The sequence below is a fragment of the Chromohalobacter sp. 11-W genome (assembly GCF_029889905.1).
Classification (GTDB): domain Bacteria; phylum Pseudomonadota; class Gammaproteobacteria; order Pseudomonadales; family Halomonadaceae; genus Chromohalobacter.
The window spans coordinates 82741-97943 of sequence record NZ_JARANZ010000011.1 but is presented as its reverse complement, the minus strand read 5'-3'; the positions used below and the strand labels follow the sequence as shown (position 1 = coordinate 97943).

Below are 15203 nucleotides of genomic sequence, written 5' to 3'. Positions count from 1 at the left end.
CCGCTTAATGAATCCGTCCGCCGGCGACGCCTCGTCATCCGGCAGACCCGACCTGTCGATATTTCCATGACGCATCGTTACCTCAATACCTCCTTGTTGCTGGGCGCCCTGAGCGTTTCCAGCGTTGCCTTCGCCCAATCCTCCTCCCCGGAGGTGATGGAAGTCACGGCACCACGCCTCGATCGCGAGCTGTACACCACCCCCGCTGCGGTGTCCGTGATCGAACATGATGACATCGCCGCAGGGCAACAACGCGTGCGTCTCGATGAGTCGCTGGTGCGCGTACCGGGCGTATTTCTGCAAAATCGTGACAACTTCGCCCAGGGCGAGCGCCTGGCGATTCGTGGCTTCGGCGCGCGGGCGCCGTTCGGTGTGCGCGGGGTCACGGTGATGACCGACGGGATTCCCTACACGCTGCCGGATGGGCAAGCGCAGTTGGATGCCATCGATCTCGACAGCGCCGAGCGAATCGAGGTGATCCGCGGGCCGTCGTCGGTGCTTTACGGCAATGCGGCTGGTGGCGTGCTGAGCGTGACCACGGCGGATGGCCGTGACGACCAGAAGACCCGCTTGGGGGCCGAGATCGGCAGCGACGGGTACCAGAAATATCGCTTCAGCGATGGCGGCGTGAACGGCCCCTGGTCGCATCATGTGAGCGTCTCGGCGCTGAATTTCGACGGGTATCGCGATCAGAGTCAGGTCGAGAAGTATCACTTGAACGCCAAGGTACGTCGCGAGCTGGGCAACGACCGCGCACTGACGGCCATCGTCAACTTGCTGGACAACCCGCGTTCCGAGGACCCGGGCGGGCTGACTCGCGAGCAGGTCAACGAAGATCGCGACCAGGCTGGTGACTTCACTGAGGAATACGACACTGGCCAGAACGTCGACCAGCAGGTACTGGGGCTGCAGTACGAGGATCTTTCTGCGGGGCCGGGCGAGCTGTACGTCAAGGGCTTCTATCTGCAGCGTGACTTCGAGCAGCAACTGCCCTATCCCGGCGACAGTCTTCTTGGCTACAAGCGTGATTACTACGGTGGGAGCGCCGAGTATCACCAGGATCTGACCCTCGGCGAGCTGCCGCTGCGCTATGTGGTCGGTGTCGATGTGGCCCGTCAAGAAGACGATCGCTGGCGGCGTGACGTCGAGTTCGACGGTACAGTCAGCGGTGAAGCCGCCGACGAGACTCAGGAGGCGACCTCTGTGGGGATTTTCGCCCAGGGCGATCTGGATCTCACCGACAAGTTGACACTATCGCTGGGGACTCGCTACGACCGCGTTAAGATGGATATTGATGATGACTTCATAACACCGGACAACGGTGATGATAGTGGGCAGAAAAACTACCATGAGTGGAGTGGTTCGGCGGGTTTGAGCTACCGGTATCTGCCGACGCATCAAGTCTACGTGACGACCGGGACGTCGTTTGAGACGCCGACGTTCTCTGAATTCGCCAACCCTAGCGGCGTGGGCGGTTTCAATCCGGCCGTCGAGCCGCAGAAAGCTTGGAATCGCGAAATCGGGCTGCGGGGCAATTTTAATAATGGCGTAGATTACGATTTGGCGCTGTTCTCGATCCGAACACGTGATGAGCTTGTTCCCTATCAAATCGAAGGGGATCCTAATGAGCGCACCTACTACCGCAATGCCGGTGATTCCTCGCGCGATGGTATCGAGCTGGCGCTGGGCTGGCAGATGACGCCGAGCTGGCGTCTCGATAGTGCCTTGACGCTGGCCAGTTACGAATTCGACGAATACGACACCCAGGATGGTAACTATGGGGGGAATCGTATCCCCGGCTTGCCGGAGCAGACTTGGATAAACCAACTCTCCTGGCAGGGTCTCGACGAGCGCTTCGCAACGCTCGAGACGCAGTATATCGGCGATATGGTGGCGGATGACGCCAACGATGTGGAAGTCGATGACTATTGGCTGGTCAATCTGCGCGTCGGCGATGGCTGGCATCTGGGCGGCGATACCTTGCTCAAGGGCTACGTAGGCATGCGTAATCTCTTCGATCGCGAGCATTTCGCCAATGTGCGCATCAATGCCAACAACGACCGCTATTTCGAGCCGGCCTCGGGACGGACCGTCTACGCTGGTATGGAAGTCGCGTTCTAAACGCGTCGCGTCATTCGCTCATTGGTGCGTAGTCACGGCCAGTGGGCAAGTGGGTCGATAATCAGAAAGTGAGGGAACGTATGCGTTATCTACTTGCGGTCGTGGGAACTGCGTTGCTGCTGGCGGGGCTCGCCGGCTGCACGGTCAATACCTATGACGATGGTCATCGTGAAGTCAAGAAGGGCGTGCCCCAGAGCGGGCCGACCAGCAATCCGGCGGATGTGTCGCATTCCAACGAGACGCCGTGAGGCCGCGATAGGGCAATCGCCGGATCTAGTAGGCCACAAACGCCACGGCCCCTCCGAGGAGGGGCCGTGTTGCGTTAAGCGGTCAGTGTGCCGTCAAGCTTCGAAGTTGCTCTCAGAGTAGAGCACGCGCAGGCGCAGCGTATGATTGACGCGCTTGAGCGCTTCGAGCGCTTTGGGGCCGTAGGCCTTGTCGACATCGATGACCACATAGCCGACGCCGCTGTTGGTCTGCAGGTACTGCGCCGAGATGTTGATACCTTCGTCGCCGAGTACCTTGTTGATCTCGGACATCACGCCCGGCACGTTCTCGTGGATGTGCAGCAAGCGGTGCTTGTCCGGGTGCGCGGGCAACGCGACCTCGGGGAAGTTGACCGAGGTGATGGTGGTGCCATTGTCGGAATAGGTGATCAGCTTCTCGGAGACCTCAATACCGATGTTTTCCTGGGCTTCCAGGGTCGAGCCGCCGATGTGCGGGGTGAGGATGACGTTGTCCTTGCCGCGCAACGGCGAGACGAACTCATCGTTGGTACTCTTGGGTTCGACGGGGAAGACGTCGATGGCCGCGCCGAGCAGCTTGCCGCTCTCAAGTACTTCGGCCAGCGCCTCGATATCCACCACGGTGCCGCGTGAGGCGTTGATGAAGATGGCGCTCTGCTTCATCAGCGCCAACTGGTCGTGGCCGATCATCCAGCGCGTGGACGGCACATCGGGCACGTGCAGGCTGACGATGTCGGCACGCGCCAGTAGCTCCTCGAGCGATCCCACCTGACGCGCGTTGCCCATGGCAAGCTTGGTGATCACGTCGTAATAGAGAACATCGAAGCCCAGTGATTCGGCGAGCACCGAGAGTTGAGCGCCGATGCTGCCGTAGCCGATGATCCCCAGCGTCTTGCCGCGCGCTTCATGGGCGTTCTTGGCCGACTTCAACCAGCCGCCCTGATGGGCGCGGGCGGATTTCTCGGGGATGCCGCGCAGCAGCATGATGGCTTCGGCGAGGACCAGCTCGGCCACCGAGCGGGTATTGGAATACGGCGCGTTGAAGACCGGAATGCCACGTTCGAGCGCTGCATTGAGATCGACCTGGTTGGTGCCGATGCAGAAGCAACCCACGGCGGTGAGCCGCTCGGCGGCGGCGAATACGCGCTCGGTGAGCTGCGTGCGCGAGCGCAGGCCGATGAAATGAACGTCGCGGATCTTCTCGACCAGCTCGTCCTCGGACAAGGAAGTGGAGAGCGTTTCGATGTTGGTGTAACCGGCATTCAGGAGGTTGTCCACGGCGGACTGATGAATGCCCTCGAGCAGCAGAATCTTGATCTTGCTCTTGTCCAGAGACGTCTTGGCCATTGTCGGTTCAACCCTTTCGTCGACTGATGCGACGTTTATCTAATCGGTATGGTGGTGGCCTGTCCAAGCGGGCGATCCGATGCCCCCGAGGCATGAAAAGGGGGAGGAGGCTGCCCAGCGACAGGGGCCATATCGTAGCACAGGCACCCTGTTTGAGGATGAATTCGCTGCACCTTGCGCATGAACGCGTCTGCATCGGCAATGCTGGCGGCCACGCCGGGGCAGACGCGTCCCCGGGGCTTGGGTGTATACTGTGGGGCCAACTCTTGGCAAGCCGGGCCGTAGCATCGGTCCGCACGGATGAGCGAGAAACGCCATGGTGGAAAAGGATGCATCGGTTGGCGATGGCGCCCAGCCCGACGAAACGGATGTTCAGGACGCTGCTCCGGAGGATTTCGCGGCCACACTGACGCGTCTGGAATCGCTGGTGGCCCAACTGGAGTCGGGCGAGCTGTCTCTGGAAGCGTCATTAGTGGCGTTCGAGCGCGGTGTGCATTTGACCCGCGATGCCCAGCAACGCCTGGAAAACGCCGAGTTGCGCGTCAAGGCGCTGCTGGAGCAGCCCGATGGTAGCTTCCATGAGACGCCCTTCGATGCTGGGGAGGTCGATGGTGAGCGTTGAACCCCTGGCCGAGCGTGACATCATCACCACGGCGCGGACGCGTACCGAGCAAGTGCTGGCGCGGGTCTTCGAGCGCGCGACGCCGGTCGCGGGCGAGCTTGATGCCGCCATGCGCTATGGCGTACTGGGCGGTGGTAAGCGCCTGCGACCGGTGTTGGTGTATGCCGCCGGACGCGCCCTGGGCGCCGAGGACACCGCGCTGGATGCCCCCGCTGCCGCCATCGAGCTGATCCACGCTTACTCGCTGATCCACGATGACTTGCCCGCCATGGACGACGACGACATGCGTCGTGGGCGTCCCACCGTGCATCGTGCCTATAACGAGGCGATGGCCATCCTGACCGGCGACGCGCTGCAAACCTTGGCTTTCGAGGTGCTCGCCGAGGCGCGCCCGCCGCGTCTAGGGGCGATGGTGGGCGCGCTCGCCCACGCCTCGGGCCGTGACGGCATGGCCGCCGGGCAGGCGTTGGATCTGTGCGCGGTGGGCGGTCAGTTGGATGTCGATGCCCTGGCAACCATGCACCGTTACAAGACCGGTGCGCTGATTCGCGCTGCCGTGCGGCTCGGCGCCCTGGCGGCCGTCGATGAAGACGACCCTTGCGTGGCGGCGCTGGATGCCTACGCTGCCGCCATCGGCTTGGCGTTCCAGATTCAAGATGACATCCTCGATGTCGCTGGCGACGCCGCGACCCTGGGCAAGGCCACCGGCGCCGACGCGGCGCGTGCCAAACCCACTTATCCGGCTTTGCTCGGCCTGGAAGGCGCCCGTGCCAAGGCGCATGGCCTGCTCGACGAGGCGCTGGACGCCTTGGCACCCCTGGGCGAGCGAGCTTTTCCTTTGGCCGACCTGGCCCGCCATATGATCGACCGCGATCACTGATCGGTTGTAGACAACGCTTATGAAGCTGTTCGACGAGATTCCTGCCGAACGTCCGGCCACGCCGTTGCTCGATACCCTCGAGTCACCTGCGGCGTTACACGATTTCAATGCGGCGCAGTTGCGAGAACTGGCCGACGAGCTGCGTGCTTACTTGCTCTATAGTGTCGGCTGTACCGGCGGCCACTTCGGCGCGGGGCTGGGCGTGGTCGAGTTGACCGTCGCCTTGCACCATATTCTCGACACACCGCATGACCGCTTGGTCTGGGATGTCGGCCATCAAGCCTATCCGCACAAGATCCTCACCGGGCGTCGCGAGCAGATGTCGACCATCCGCCAGTTCGGCGGACTGGCGGCGTTTCCCAAGCGCGATGAGTCGCCCTACGACACCTTCGGTGTCGGCCACTCGAGCACCTCGATCTCCGCGGCGCTGGGCATGGCGCTGGCGGCGCGAACCAAAGGTGAGAAGCGCCGCGTCTGTGCGGTCATCGGCGACGGCGCCTTGAGCGCCGGCATGTCGTTCGAAGCGCTGGCGCATGCCGGGCATGTCGATGCCAATATGCTGGTGATTCTCAACGACAATGAGATGTCGATTTCCGAGAACGTCGGCGGTATGGCCAGTTACCTGGCACGCATCCTGGTCAGCAAGCCATATACGGTGATGCGCGAGAACAGCAAGCGCGTGCTTTCGCATCTGCCGGGCGCGCTGGAATTGGCGCGCCGCACCGAAGAGCACGTCAAGGGCATGGTCAGCCCGGCGACCTTGTTCGAGGAGATGGGCTTCAATTACATCGGCCCCATCGACGGCCACGACTTGCCGGCCCTGGTGCAGACGCTCGGCAGTATGACGAACCTCGAGGGGCCGCAGTTCCTGCATATCAAGACCTGCAAGGGACGCGGCTTTCGCCCCGCCGAGGCCGACCCCATCGGCTATCATGCCATCACCAAGCTCGAGAAAACCGCCAGTGAGCCGCCGCCCAAGGTGGAGCCGCGCTCGCCCAACGAGACCGAGCCTGAAGCCAAGCCCAAGCCCCGCAGCGAAGACGTCTTGCGCCCGACCCCGCGCAAGTATTGCAATGTCTTCGGCGAGTGGCTCTGCGACATGGCAGCGGCGGATACGCGCTTGATCGGCATCACGCCAGCGATGCGCGAAGGTTCCGATCTGATCCGCTTCTCGCGCGAGTATCCCGAGCGTTATTACGATGTGGCGATCGCCGAGCAGCACGCGGTGACGCTGGCGGCGGGCATGGCGTGCGAGGGCATGAAGCCCGTGGTGGCGATCTATTCGACCTTCCTGCAGCGTGGCTATGACCAGTTGATCCACGACGTGTCGGTGCAGGCGCTCGACGTCACCTTCGCTATCGACCGCGCGGGCGTGGTCGGCGAAGACGGCCCTACGCATCATGGGGCACTGGATCTCACTTATCTGCGCTGCATCCCGGGCATGGTGGTGCTGGCGCCCGCCGATGAAGCCGAGTGCCGCGCCATGCTGAGTGCCGCCTATCATCACGAAGGCCCGGCGGCGGTGCGGTATCCGCGCGGCACCGGGCCGGGGACGACGCTCGCGCCCGGCCTCGAGGCGTTGCCCATCGGCGAGGCCGAGACGCGGCGTACCGGCGCGCAGGACGGCGTGGCGCTGCTGGCGTTCGGCAGCATGAACGGGCCCGCCGCCGAGGTCGCCGAAAATCTCGACGCCACACACCTCAATATGCGCAGCGTGAAACCGCTGGATCGTGACGCCATACTCGCGGCAGCGCGCCGGCATCGGCTACTGGTGACGCTCGAGGAGAATGTCGTCGCCGGCGGTGCGGGGAGCGGCGTCAATGAACTCTTGGCCGCCGAGGGTGTCCAGGTCGAAGTATTGAATCTCGGTCTGCCGGATGCCTTCGTCGAGCACGGCAAACCCGCCGAATTGTTGACGGCGTGCGGTCTCGACGCCAAGGGCATCGAGACCGCGGTACGCCAGCGCTGGGGTGCGCCAGACCAAAATGACTAACATTTAGCGACAAGACGGAAACTTCATGCTGATCGCCATTTTGATTGGGGCCGGGCTCGGCTTCATGTTCGGTAAATTGCCGGGACTGATTATCGGTGCCATGTTGGGGTATTGGGTCGCGCGGCGTCTGGTACGCCGTGTGGTCGTCTCCAAGCTATCGCAAATGCAGGGGCAGTTCCTCGATTCGACGTTCGCGGTCATGGGGTGCGTCTGCAAGGCGGACGGCCATGTCAGCGGCGACGAACTGCGTGTCGTCGAGGCACTTTTTGAGCGTTTACGCTTGAACGAGGAGCAGCGCGAGCGCGCGAAGGCGGCCTTCGAACGCGGTAAGGCCGATGACTTCGACCTCGACGCTGAACTGGCCACGGTGCGGCGAGTGACCGGCGGGCAGCGCGCGCTGTTGCAGGTGTTCCTGCAAGTCCAGCTCTCGGCCATTGCCGCCGATGGCGAATTGCATCCCGCCGAGCATGACATGCTGCTGCGCGTGGCGCGCGGACTGGGATGCAGCGAAGCCGAGATCGAGCAGATCGAGGCCATGTTGCGTGGCGGTCAGCAGCAGGCGGGCGGTGGCGCGACATCGCAGCAGGCGCTGACCGATGCCTACCGAGTGCTCGGTGTGGAATCCGATGCCAGCGATGCCGAACTCAAGCGGGCCTATCGTCGCCTGATGAGCCAGAATCACCCGGACAAGCTCGCCGGCAAGGGCTTGCCCGAGAGCATGCGCGAAATGGCCGAGACCCGGACCCAGGAAATCTCCAACGCCTACGATCTGATCAAGAAGTCGCGCGAGGCGAACGCCTGACGCCCGCGGCGCTTCGTCCATGACGCAGAGAAGCCCTCGGCCAAGGCCGGGGGCTTCTTGCTTTCGACGGACCGAGGCGGCGTTAGCTGCCGCGGTAGGTGGAGTAACCGTAGGGGCTCAGCAGCAGCGGGATATGGTAGTGCTGCGAGGTAACGGTCACCTCGAAGGGCACCGGAATCTCGGGGAAGAAGGTCTGGGTATCGTGTTCGGTGAACCACTCGCCGGTCTCGAAAGTCACGCGGTAGACGCCCGGGGTGAAGGCTTGGTCGTCGGGAAAGAGCGCCGAGATACGGCCGGACTCGGCCGTGACCCCGGTGGCCAGTGACGCCCAGCCGCTCTCGGTGCGCTTCTCGAGCTGGACCTCGACGCCCGGCGACGGCTGGCCGGACTGGATGTTGAGCACGTGCACGCTCAGCGGGTTGTCGGCAGCCAGGGCCGGGGCGGCAGCGCAAAGGCCGAGGGCGGCGATCAGCGTGCGGGATAGGCGCATGGGTAGACCTCCTGTCGTGATGGAGGTGGCATCTTGGCAGTGCCTTGCCGTCGCCTGCCTGACGGCAGGATTACGACTTTGTAATGGGCAGTCCGCGCGCAACGGGCTAGCCTGTGGCGTCATTGATCGAGGGGCATGCTTCATGCGCATCCTGCTGGTGGAAGACGAGAGCAAGACCGCCGACTACCTGGCCAGGGGGCTGGGCGAGGCCGGATATCGGGTCGAGGTGGCCCGGGACGGGCTGGATGGCCGGCACCTGATCGAGGAGGCCGACTTCGAGCTAATCATCCTCGACGTCATGCTGCCGGGGCTCGACGGCTGGGAGCTGCTGCGGCTGATCCGTCGCCATAGCCAAGTGCCGGTGTTGTTCCTGACCGCACGGGACGCCGTGGAATACCGGGTCAAGGGCTTGGAACTGGGCGCCGACGACTATCTCGTCAAACCATTCTCTTTTGTCGAGCTACTGGCGCGGGTGAGGACGCTGCTGCGTCGTGGCCCGCTGCGGGATCGGGAACGCTTCCAGGTGGCCGAGCTGCACATGGACGTGCTGAAACGTCGGGTCACACGGGGCGAGACGCGGCTGGCGCTGACCAATAAGGAGTTCGCGCTGTTGCAGCTGCTGCTCGAGCGGGAGGGCGAGGTGCTGTCGCGGACCTTGATCGCCTCCGAGATTTGGGGCATGAACTTCGATAGCGACACCAACGTGGTGGAGGTGGCCGTGCGTCGACTGCGGGCCAAAGTGGACGACCCCTTCACGCGTCGACTGATCCATACCGAGCGCGGCATGGGCTACGTGCTGGAGGACCGCGGCTGATGCGCGCGCCGGCCTCCCTCTCGATGCGCCTGTCGCTACTCTTCGCCTTGGTGAGCCTGGTGTTGCTCGGCGGCCTCGGCGCCTACCTCTACCACGCCTTGAGCGAACAGATCGCCTGGCGTGATGACCAGATGCTGCAGGGCCGCCTCGAGCGCATGGAGGCGCTACTGGACGATGGCGGGAGCATCGCGGCGCTGCGCCGCCGGCCACTGCTCTATGCCAATATGCTGGGCAATCGCGAGAGCCTACTGTGGGTGCTCGACGCGCACGGCGTGCCGCTGATCGAGGTCAATCCGCCGGGCCTGCCGGTGCCCGAGTTGCCACCGGCGCCGGAGGGGCGACTCGGTGAGCATCCCGACGCCGCGTCGACGCGCCTGGCCTGGCGCAGTCTCGAGCACGACGGGCGCCGCCTGACCCTGGTGGCTGGCAAGACGCTCGATGAGCGAGAGCGGATGCTGGCCGCCTATCGGTTGCGGCTGTGGCTCGCCATGGGGGCGGGCGCGGCGCTGGCCTGTGGACTGGGCTGGGTCGTGGTACGGCGCGGCTTGCGTCCGGTCAGACGGTTGGCCGCTCGGGCGCGCACGATTGACGTGGCGCACCTGCATCAGCGCCTGGAGGCGAACGACGAGACGACGGAGCTGCGTGAGCTGAGCCGTGCGCTCAACCAGATGCTGGCGCGCCTGGAAGAAGGGTTCGCCCAGTTGTCACGCTTTTCCGAGGATCTCGCCCACGAGATGCGCACGCCCTTGGGCAACCTGCTGGGGGCGACCCAGCAGGCCCTTCAGCGGGAGCGCACGCCGGTGGAGTACCGCCAACTGCTAGGCTCTCACGTCGAAGAGTACGAGCGGCTGTCGCGCATGATCGAAACCATGCTGTTCCTGGCGCGCACCGAGCAGCCGTCGAGGGCGCTGCCGCGTGAAACGGTCGACCTGCGAGGCCTCGCCGACCAGCTCTGCGACTATTTCGAGGGCATGGCCGACGAGGACGGTCGCGAGCTGGTGAGCGACATGCAGGGGCGGGTGACGGCCAATCTCGACCTGCTGCGCCGGGCGCTCGCCAACCTCATCGATAACGCGCTGCGCCATGGGCGCAGCGGCACCGAGATCCGCCTGGTGTCGCGCCAAGAGGCCGGGGCCTGTCGCATTGGGGTGATCAACCACGGGGCGCCGATTCCCGCCGCGGAGCGAGAGCGGCTCTTCGAGCGCTTTTATCGCGGTGATCCGGCGCGGTCGCGGCCGGCGGGCACTGGCGGCCTGGGGCTGGCCATCGTGCGTTCCGTGGCGCAGTTGCACGGTGGAGAGGCCTGGTGCGAAAGCGACGCGGCCGTCAATATCTTCTGGCTGAGTCTGCCAGCGCGCTGCTCGTCGGTGCGTTGACAGGTGCACTGACCGTAGGCAACGCTAAAGGCGCTAGCGCCGCACGGGCGCGACACCGGGAGATGCGGATGCCCGCGAGATTGCAAGCGTATCGCGCCATGGCACGTGTGCTGGGCGCCTTCGACACTCTGGGTTGGCGCGTGGGCTACCGCTATGGCGATCGCCAGTTGCTGGAGAAGGTCATCCTCCCGGCGCTGGCCATGGAAGTCGGCGTCGGCCATGTGTTGCTTGTCGGCTGTGCCTGGTACACGCGCGATTATCCCGATTTCTTTCCCTCGGGTCGCGTGACCACCTTGGATGTCGACCCGGTCAAGTCGCCCTTCGGCGCTGAGCGCCATATCGTCGCTGACATGAACGCGTTGGCAGCGCATTTGCCGCCCGAAAGTCTGGATGCCGTGGTTTGTAACGGTGTGTTGGGCTGGGGACTGGATTCTCCCGGCGATATTGAAACGGCCTTTGCTTCGACGGTGGCCTGCCTGCGGCCCGGCGGGCAGCTCCTGCTGGGCTGGAACGATATTCCGCCCTACAACACCGTACCGCCCGATGCCGTGACGGCGCTCGATGCGTTGTCCCCGCGCACGATTCCCGGGCTTGATCAGCACAGCCTGATCGCGCTGGAGCGCAATCAGCACTGCTACCAGGCCTTTCAGAAACCGGAGGCAAGATCGTGAACCGCGGCTTCGGGTGGCCATGATGCTGATCATGATCTGGTTCATGTTCTTCGGTGTGCTGTGTGTCGCGGCGTGTCTCTGGGGGCTGCGACGCATGACACGGGACTTGGCCCGCGAGGCCGAAGCACGATTACCGCCGCGCGGCGACTTCATCGATACATCCAGTGGGCGCTTGCATTACGTCGATGTCGGCCGAGGGCCGCCGCTGGTGCTGATTCATGGCCTGGGTGGCCAGCTGCAGCATTTCACCTATGCCTTGATCGAGGCACTGGGCAATGATTTTCGCGTCATTGCCATCGACCGGCCGGGGTCGGGGTATTCCGCTCCCACTGACGACCGGCGCGCCCATTTGGCCTGTCAGGCCCAGGCGTTACACGAGGCATGGCAGGCATTGGGCGTCGAGCGGCCACTCGTGGTGGGCCATTCGATGGGCGGTGCGGTGGCCCTGACGCTGGCGCTGGAGTATCCCAAGGAAGTTGCGGGGCTGGCATTGCTCGCGCCACTGGTCGCGCAGGTGTCAGATGTGCCGCCGGCGATGCGTCTATTGGCGATTCGCTCGCCCCGCTGGCGGCGCTGGATGGCCGAGACACTCGCCATTCCCCTGACACGCGTGACCTCACGGCAAGCATTGGCGCAGGTGTTCGCGCCGGAAGCGGTGCCTGCGGATTACGCCACCCGCGGCGGCGGGCTTCTGGCGTTGCGTCCCCAGGCCTTTCATGCAGCCTCCACCGACCTGGCCATGCTCGAGCACGACTTGCCCCGACAGGTGCCTCGCTATGCGGCGCTGGGAGTGCCGCTAGGCGTCATGTTCGGTTCGCACGACCGTATTCTCGAGCCCGCGTTGCATATCGAAACGCTGCAGCGTCAGCGCCCCGAGATGTTCGTGCATGTGGAGCCTGAAGCGGGGCATATGCTGCCCATCATGCGGCCTGAGGCCACGGTGACCTTCATTCGGCGCATGGCGGCGCGGGCCTGGCCCTCGTCCTACTGAGCAAAACGCTCAGGCTTCCAATCCCGCCCAGAAGACGGCCCAGGCTCCCTCCAGACGTCGTTCGAACGTATCGGCGTCGTAGTAGAAGTTCTCGGCGAACAAGCCGTCCATCAGGCAGTAGAAGGCGGCGATAAACTGCGCCTCGGGCAGCGCGCGTAGCTCGCCAACGTGGCGGCCATTCTCGAAGAGTGCGTGCAGATGGGCGTTGATGCGCCGCTCGTTGTCATTCGAAATAGCGGCGACCTGGGTCGCCACGTCCGTGGGCGGAAAGAGCAGGTAGCGTTTGTAGAAAACGCCCTGGTGCTCGCGGCGGATGAAGGTGGCGCACGAGCGGATGAGCCGCTCGAGACGTTCACGCGTGGGCAAGTCGTGGGAACGTGTCAGGCTGTCGTCGATGAGCGCGACGATGCCGCTTTCGACCTCTTCGAAGATCGCCAGGAAGAGCGCCGCCTTGTTGGGAAAGTGGTTGTAGATGGACGGCTTCTTGATGCCCGTTTCGGCGGCGATTTGCGCCAGGCTGGTGCCTTCGTAGCCGTGCTGGGCGAATAGGGCGAGGGCGGTTTGTTTGAGTTTGTCTCGGGTATGCACGAAAAGTCCCTGAGCCTGCGTGAAGGCTCACATGATCGCGGCTCGGGTACGCGATTGCCAAGTCATGACGCAAACTCTATACTAACGACCGTTAGTTAGTTTCGTGACGCCATACGGCGTTGCCCCCGCAAGACGCGAGGCGTCGGCGATCGAGGAGGAAATGATGACGATGCGTTGGTTGATCCTGCCGTTGGCGGCGCTGGCCGAAGTCGGTTGGGCGACGGGATTGAAACTCGCCAGTAGCCCCCTTGAGTGGCTGGCGACTGTGATCGTGGCCGCCATGAGCTTGCTGCTGGCGGTACGTGCCGTGCGCTTTTTACCGGCCAGCACCGTCTACACGGTATTCGTGGGCCTGGGCGCGGCGGGCACGGTGATGGCCGATGCCTGGCTGTTCGGGACACGCTTTTCGTGGCCCTCGCTGGGCTGTATCGGGGTGATCCTGGTGGGCGTCATCGGCCTGCATCAATTCAGCGGCAAGCCCGCCACGCAGACATCGGCATCCCGTACCGATGCCTCACGGGAAGGAGCGTCGTCATGACCTGGCATTGGTTGGCCCTATTGGGCGCGGGTATTTTCGAGGTCCTCGGGGTCGTCGGTTTCGCGCGGGTAAGTCGAGGCCAGGCGCTTGCCGGCGGCTTGCTCATGACACTGGGGTTCGGTACGGCGCTTGGGTTTCTGGCCCTGGCGTTGCGTGGCATCGATCTGGGCATCGCCTATGCCGTGTTCACCGGCATCGGCACTGTCTGCGGTACGTTGCTGGGGATGCTATACTGGGGAGAGTCACGCCATCCCCTACGAATCGCCTTTACCGCACTGATTGTCTTGGGTGTAGTGGGGCTCAAGCTACTGGCTTGAGCCATGGTATTTTCTATCCAAGCGATAGAACAAGACTATAAGTGCGATAGTAAGACTATAGTAGGATAATGTTTAGCGGGCTAATAGAATGTGTCGTGTTCATTCACGACAAGGAGACATTCCCATGGCACGTTCAATCACTGCTATCGCACTACTGGCCGTTGCCCTGCCGCTGGCCGCCCAAGCCAGCACTGCTTCCCAACAAGCCGCCGCCGTCAATCACGAGCCGCTGCAACTGGCCTCTCAAACGACGGCTGAATCGGGCGTGCGCCACGCTGACGCTACAGGCTATCGCGACGCTGGCATGAGTGTCGCCATGGCGGACAGCCAGCGCGCCGTCAATGTGGATGCCCACGACGCCGATCAAGCCGATGACGAGCGTAGCTGGTTGGAGATCCTTTCCGACAACAACCGTGATCTCGGTGCACCTGCCGGCTGGTAAGCCGGACGTTTTGCCACGCCTTGCGCGTTGCATGCGTGCATCGATGGATGGCGCCGGTGGATGATGCGTGCCCGCCGGTGGCGGACACGCAAGTGGGTCAGAACTTGTAGTTGATGCTGAAGTAATGGCCCGGGCCGGAGGTGTCTTGGCGGACGCCGGAGGCATCGGTGTCGTCGCGATAGAAGGCCATGTTGTTGTAGAGCTTCAGGCCATAGCCGATGGCGAAGCGATCGGTGTGATAGTAAAGGCCGTTGAACCACTCCAGACTGTTGCTGCTGCGTCCCGCCTGTTCGGCGACGGTATCCGCGCCGAATTTATAGTCGATATATCCCTGGTAGGAAAAATAGCTGCCATTGGAGAAGGTGTAGAACGGCTTGAACCAGTTGGTGGAGGCCATGAAACCGTCCCATGAGCTCTCATCCGGACCGCCGTAGTTCTCACGCACGTAGCGTGCGGTGAGGTTGAGGCCGATCTCGCCGAACCAGGGCACTTCGACGTCCGACCCCAGGCCGACGTAGTGCTCCCATAGACCGCCGCCGGGGCCGTTGTCGCCGATCGTCGTGACGGTAGCGATGTACCACTCCTTGACCGGACCCACCGAGAGATCGCGGCCGCTCATGGCATCCAGCGAGAAGCGTGGCGCGAGCTTGATGAACACGTTGTCGCCGCCGCTCTGATCGTCGCTGCCATCGTCGAGGGCATCGAACATGTCGACATAGCCGTAGAGGTCGACGATGCCTGAGCGCCCGCCGAATTCCATCTCGACATAGGTATCCTGAGCGTTACGAAACGGCAGGCGGTTGTCCTCGCTGTGCATCAGATTGAAGGTCAACCAGAGGTTGTCGTCTTCGTGAATACCCTCTGAATAATCCGCCGCCATGGCCGGAGTAGCACCTACCATCGTGGCAAAGCACGAAGCCCCAACCCACTTGCTTATTGTGATCTTGTTCATGGTCATTCTTCCCA

General features: G+C 63.4%; 17 protein-coding genes. 13 read left to right on the top strand and 4 right to left on the bottom strand.

From position 1 onward, the window contains the following. Positions 1-66: 66 nt before the first annotated feature. Together OP494_RS14840 and OP494_RS14835 are read left to right on the top strand one after the other, a co-directional pair. The gene (locus OP494_RS14840; RefSeq protein WP_280541949.1) at positions 67-2121 is read left to right on the top strand and encodes a TonB-dependent receptor; all 2055 of its coding nucleotides are present in this window, start codon (positions 67-69) and stop codon (positions 2119-2121) included. An 80-nt stretch (positions 2122-2201) separates the two neighbouring features. Continuing rightward, positions 2202-2369 (top strand): hypothetical protein, encoded by a 168-nt coding sequence (locus tag OP494_RS14835; protein ID WP_280541947.1) that lies wholly within the window; start codon positions 2202-2204, stop codon positions 2367-2369. Positions 2370-2462: 93 nt separating this feature from the next. Here OP494_RS14835 and serA read toward each other — a convergent pair whose 3' ends face one another. Next, the gene (gene serA / locus OP494_RS14830; RefSeq protein ID WP_280541945.1) at positions 2463-3713 is read right to left on the bottom strand and encodes a phosphoglycerate dehydrogenase; all 1251 of its coding nucleotides are present in this window, start codon (positions 3711-3713) and stop codon (positions 2463-2465) included. A 316-nt stretch (positions 3714-4029) separates the two neighbouring features. On the opposite strand from serA, the gene OP494_RS14825 reads away from it, so the two are divergent. The 4 genes from OP494_RS14825 to djlA are packed head-to-tail and all read left to right on the top strand — an operon-like array spanning position 4030 to position 8010. Beyond that, positions 4030-4335 (top strand): exodeoxyribonuclease VII small subunit, encoded by a 306-nt coding sequence (locus OP494_RS14825; protein ID WP_178998413.1) that lies wholly within the window; start codon positions 4030-4032, stop codon positions 4333-4335. Continuing rightward, complete coding sequence (gene ispA, locus OP494_RS14820; protein WP_280541943.1) at positions 4322-5215, top strand: (2E,6E)-farnesyl diphosphate synthase; 894 nt, start codon at positions 4322-4324, stop codon at positions 5213-5215. The genes OP494_RS14825 and ispA overlap by 14 nt, the downstream gene beginning before the upstream one ends. Before the next feature lie 19 nt (positions 5216-5234). After that, positions 5235-7208 carry a 1-deoxy-D-xylulose-5-phosphate synthase gene (gene dxs / locus OP494_RS14815; RefSeq protein WP_280541941.1) on the top strand — a complete coding sequence of 658 codons (1974 nt, stop codon included), beginning with the start codon at positions 5235-5237 and terminating at the stop codon, positions 7206-7208. A 25-nt stretch (positions 7209-7233) separates the two neighbouring features. After that, entirely contained in the window at positions 7234-8010 is a 777-nt protein-coding gene (gene djlA, locus OP494_RS14810) for a co-chaperone DjlA (RefSeq protein WP_280541939.1), read from the top strand. Positions 8011-8092: 82 nt separating this feature from the next. Here the strand turns inward: djlA and uraH are convergent, their stop codons facing one another. Beyond that, on the bottom strand, positions 8093-8500 hold the full coding sequence (uraH, locus tag OP494_RS14805) for a hydroxyisourate hydrolase (RefSeq protein ID WP_280541938.1): 408 nt from the start codon (positions 8498-8500) through the stop codon (positions 8093-8095). A gap of 142 nt (positions 8501-8642) precedes the next feature. Here uraH and OP494_RS14800 point away from each other — a divergent pair, with 142 nt between their 5' ends. The 4 genes from OP494_RS14800 (at position 8643) to OP494_RS14785 (ending at position 12352) form a co-directional block, all read left to right on the top strand. Beyond that, positions 8643-9314, top strand: coding sequence for a heavy metal response regulator transcription factor (locus OP494_RS14800; protein WP_280542007.1), 672 nt, complete (start codon positions 8643-8645; stop codon positions 9312-9314). Beyond that, a complete protein-coding gene (locus tag OP494_RS14795) occupies positions 9314-10690 on the top strand; it encodes a heavy metal sensor histidine kinase (RefSeq protein ID WP_280541937.1) in 1377 nt (458 codons plus the stop codon). Before OP494_RS14800 ends, OP494_RS14795 begins: the two co-directional genes overlap by 1 nt. Before the next feature lie 68 nt (positions 10691-10758). Further along, positions 10759-11361 carry a class I SAM-dependent methyltransferase gene (locus tag OP494_RS14790; protein WP_280541936.1) on the top strand — a complete coding sequence of 201 codons (603 nt, stop codon included), beginning with the start codon at positions 10759-10761 and terminating at the stop codon, positions 11359-11361. Between the two features lie 22 nt (positions 11362-11383). After that, positions 11384-12352 carry an alpha/beta fold hydrolase gene (locus tag OP494_RS14785; RefSeq protein WP_280541935.1) on the top strand — a complete coding sequence of 323 codons (969 nt, stop codon included), beginning with the start codon at positions 11384-11386 and terminating at the stop codon, positions 12350-12352. A 9-nt stretch (positions 12353-12361) separates the two neighbouring features. Here OP494_RS14785 and OP494_RS14780 read toward each other — a convergent pair whose 3' ends face one another. Next, positions 12362-12940, bottom strand: a complete 579-nt coding sequence (locus tag OP494_RS14780) for a TetR/AcrR family transcriptional regulator (protein WP_280541934.1) — start codon at positions 12938-12940, stop codon at positions 12362-12364. A 163-nt stretch (positions 12941-13103) separates the two neighbouring features. Between OP494_RS14780 and OP494_RS14775 the strand changes: the two genes are divergently transcribed. The 3 genes from OP494_RS14775 (at position 13104) to OP494_RS14765 (ending at position 14237) form a co-directional block, all read left to right on the top strand. Then, entirely contained in the window at positions 13104-13478 is a 375-nt protein-coding gene (locus tag OP494_RS14775) for an SMR family transporter (protein ID WP_280541932.1), read from the top strand. Then, entirely contained in the window at positions 13475-13795 is a 321-nt protein-coding gene (locus OP494_RS14770) for an SMR family transporter (RefSeq protein WP_247640129.1), read from the top strand. Before OP494_RS14775 ends, OP494_RS14770 begins: the two co-directional genes overlap by 4 nt. A 124-nt stretch (positions 13796-13919) precedes the next feature. Continuing rightward, positions 13920-14237: a hypothetical protein gene (locus OP494_RS14765; RefSeq protein ID WP_280541929.1), complete on the top strand. Its 318-nt coding sequence runs from the start codon at positions 13920-13922 to the stop codon at positions 14235-14237. Positions 14238-14334: 97 nt separating this feature from the next. On the opposite strand, the gene OP494_RS14760 is transcribed toward OP494_RS14765, so the two are convergent. Further along, positions 14335-15189, bottom strand: a complete 855-nt coding sequence (locus OP494_RS14760; protein WP_247620877.1) for an outer membrane protein OmpK — start codon at positions 15187-15189, stop codon at positions 14335-14337. Positions 15190-15203: the final 14 nt, after the last annotated feature.

Bases quoted from the DNA above. Each gene is read 5' to 3' on its own strand.
- OP494_RS14770 (WP_247640129.1), top strand. From the start codon at position 13,475: ATGACCTGGCATTGGTTGGCCCTATTGGGCGCGGGTATTTTCGAGGTC.
- OP494_RS14775 (WP_280541932.1), top strand. From the start codon at position 13,104: ATGACGATGCGTTGGTTGATCCTGCCGTTGGCGGCGCTGGCCGAAGTC.
- OP494_RS14840 (WP_280541949.1), top strand. From the start codon at position 67: ATGACGCATCGTTACCTCAATACCTCCTTGTTGCTGGGCGCCCTGAGC.
- dxs (WP_280541941.1), top strand. From the start codon at position 5,235: ATGAAGCTGTTCGACGAGATTCCTGCCGAACGTCCGGCCACGCCGTTG.
- ispA (WP_280541943.1), top strand. From the start codon at position 4,322: ATGGTGAGCGTTGAACCCCTGGCCGAGCGTGACATCATCACCACGGCG.
- OP494_RS14765 (WP_280541929.1), top strand. From the start codon at position 13,920: ATGGCACGTTCAATCACTGCTATCGCACTACTGGCCGTTGCCCTGCCG.
- OP494_RS14835 (WP_280541947.1), top strand. From the start codon at position 2,202: ATGCGTTATCTACTTGCGGTCGTGGGAACTGCGTTGCTGCTGGCGGGG.
- OP494_RS14785 (WP_280541935.1), top strand. From the start codon at position 11,384: ATGCTGATCATGATCTGGTTCATGTTCTTCGGTGTGCTGTGTGTCGCG.
- OP494_RS14790 (WP_280541936.1), top strand. From the start codon at position 10,759: ATGCCCGCGAGATTGCAAGCGTATCGCGCCATGGCACGTGTGCTGGGC.
- serA (WP_280541945.1), bottom strand. From the start codon at position 3,713: ATGGCCAAGACGTCTCTGGACAAGAGCAAGATCAAGATTCTGCTGCTC.
- OP494_RS14760 (WP_247620877.1), bottom strand. From the start codon at position 15,189: ATGAACAAGATCACAATAAGCAAGTGGGTTGGGGCTTCGTGCTTTGCC.
- uraH (WP_280541938.1), bottom strand. From the start codon at position 8,500: ATGCGCCTATCCCGCACGCTGATCGCCGCCCTCGGCCTTTGCGCTGCC.
- OP494_RS14825 (WP_178998413.1), top strand. From the start codon at position 4,030: ATGGTGGAAAAGGATGCATCGGTTGGCGATGGCGCCCAGCCCGACGAA.
- OP494_RS14800 (WP_280542007.1), top strand. From the start codon at position 8,643: ATGCGCATCCTGCTGGTGGAAGACGAGAGCAAGACCGCCGACTACCTG.
- OP494_RS14795 (WP_280541937.1), top strand. From the start codon at position 9,314: ATGCGCGCGCCGGCCTCCCTCTCGATGCGCCTGTCGCTACTCTTCGCC.
- djlA (WP_280541939.1), top strand. From the start codon at position 7,234: ATGCTGATCGCCATTTTGATTGGGGCCGGGCTCGGCTTCATGTTCGGT.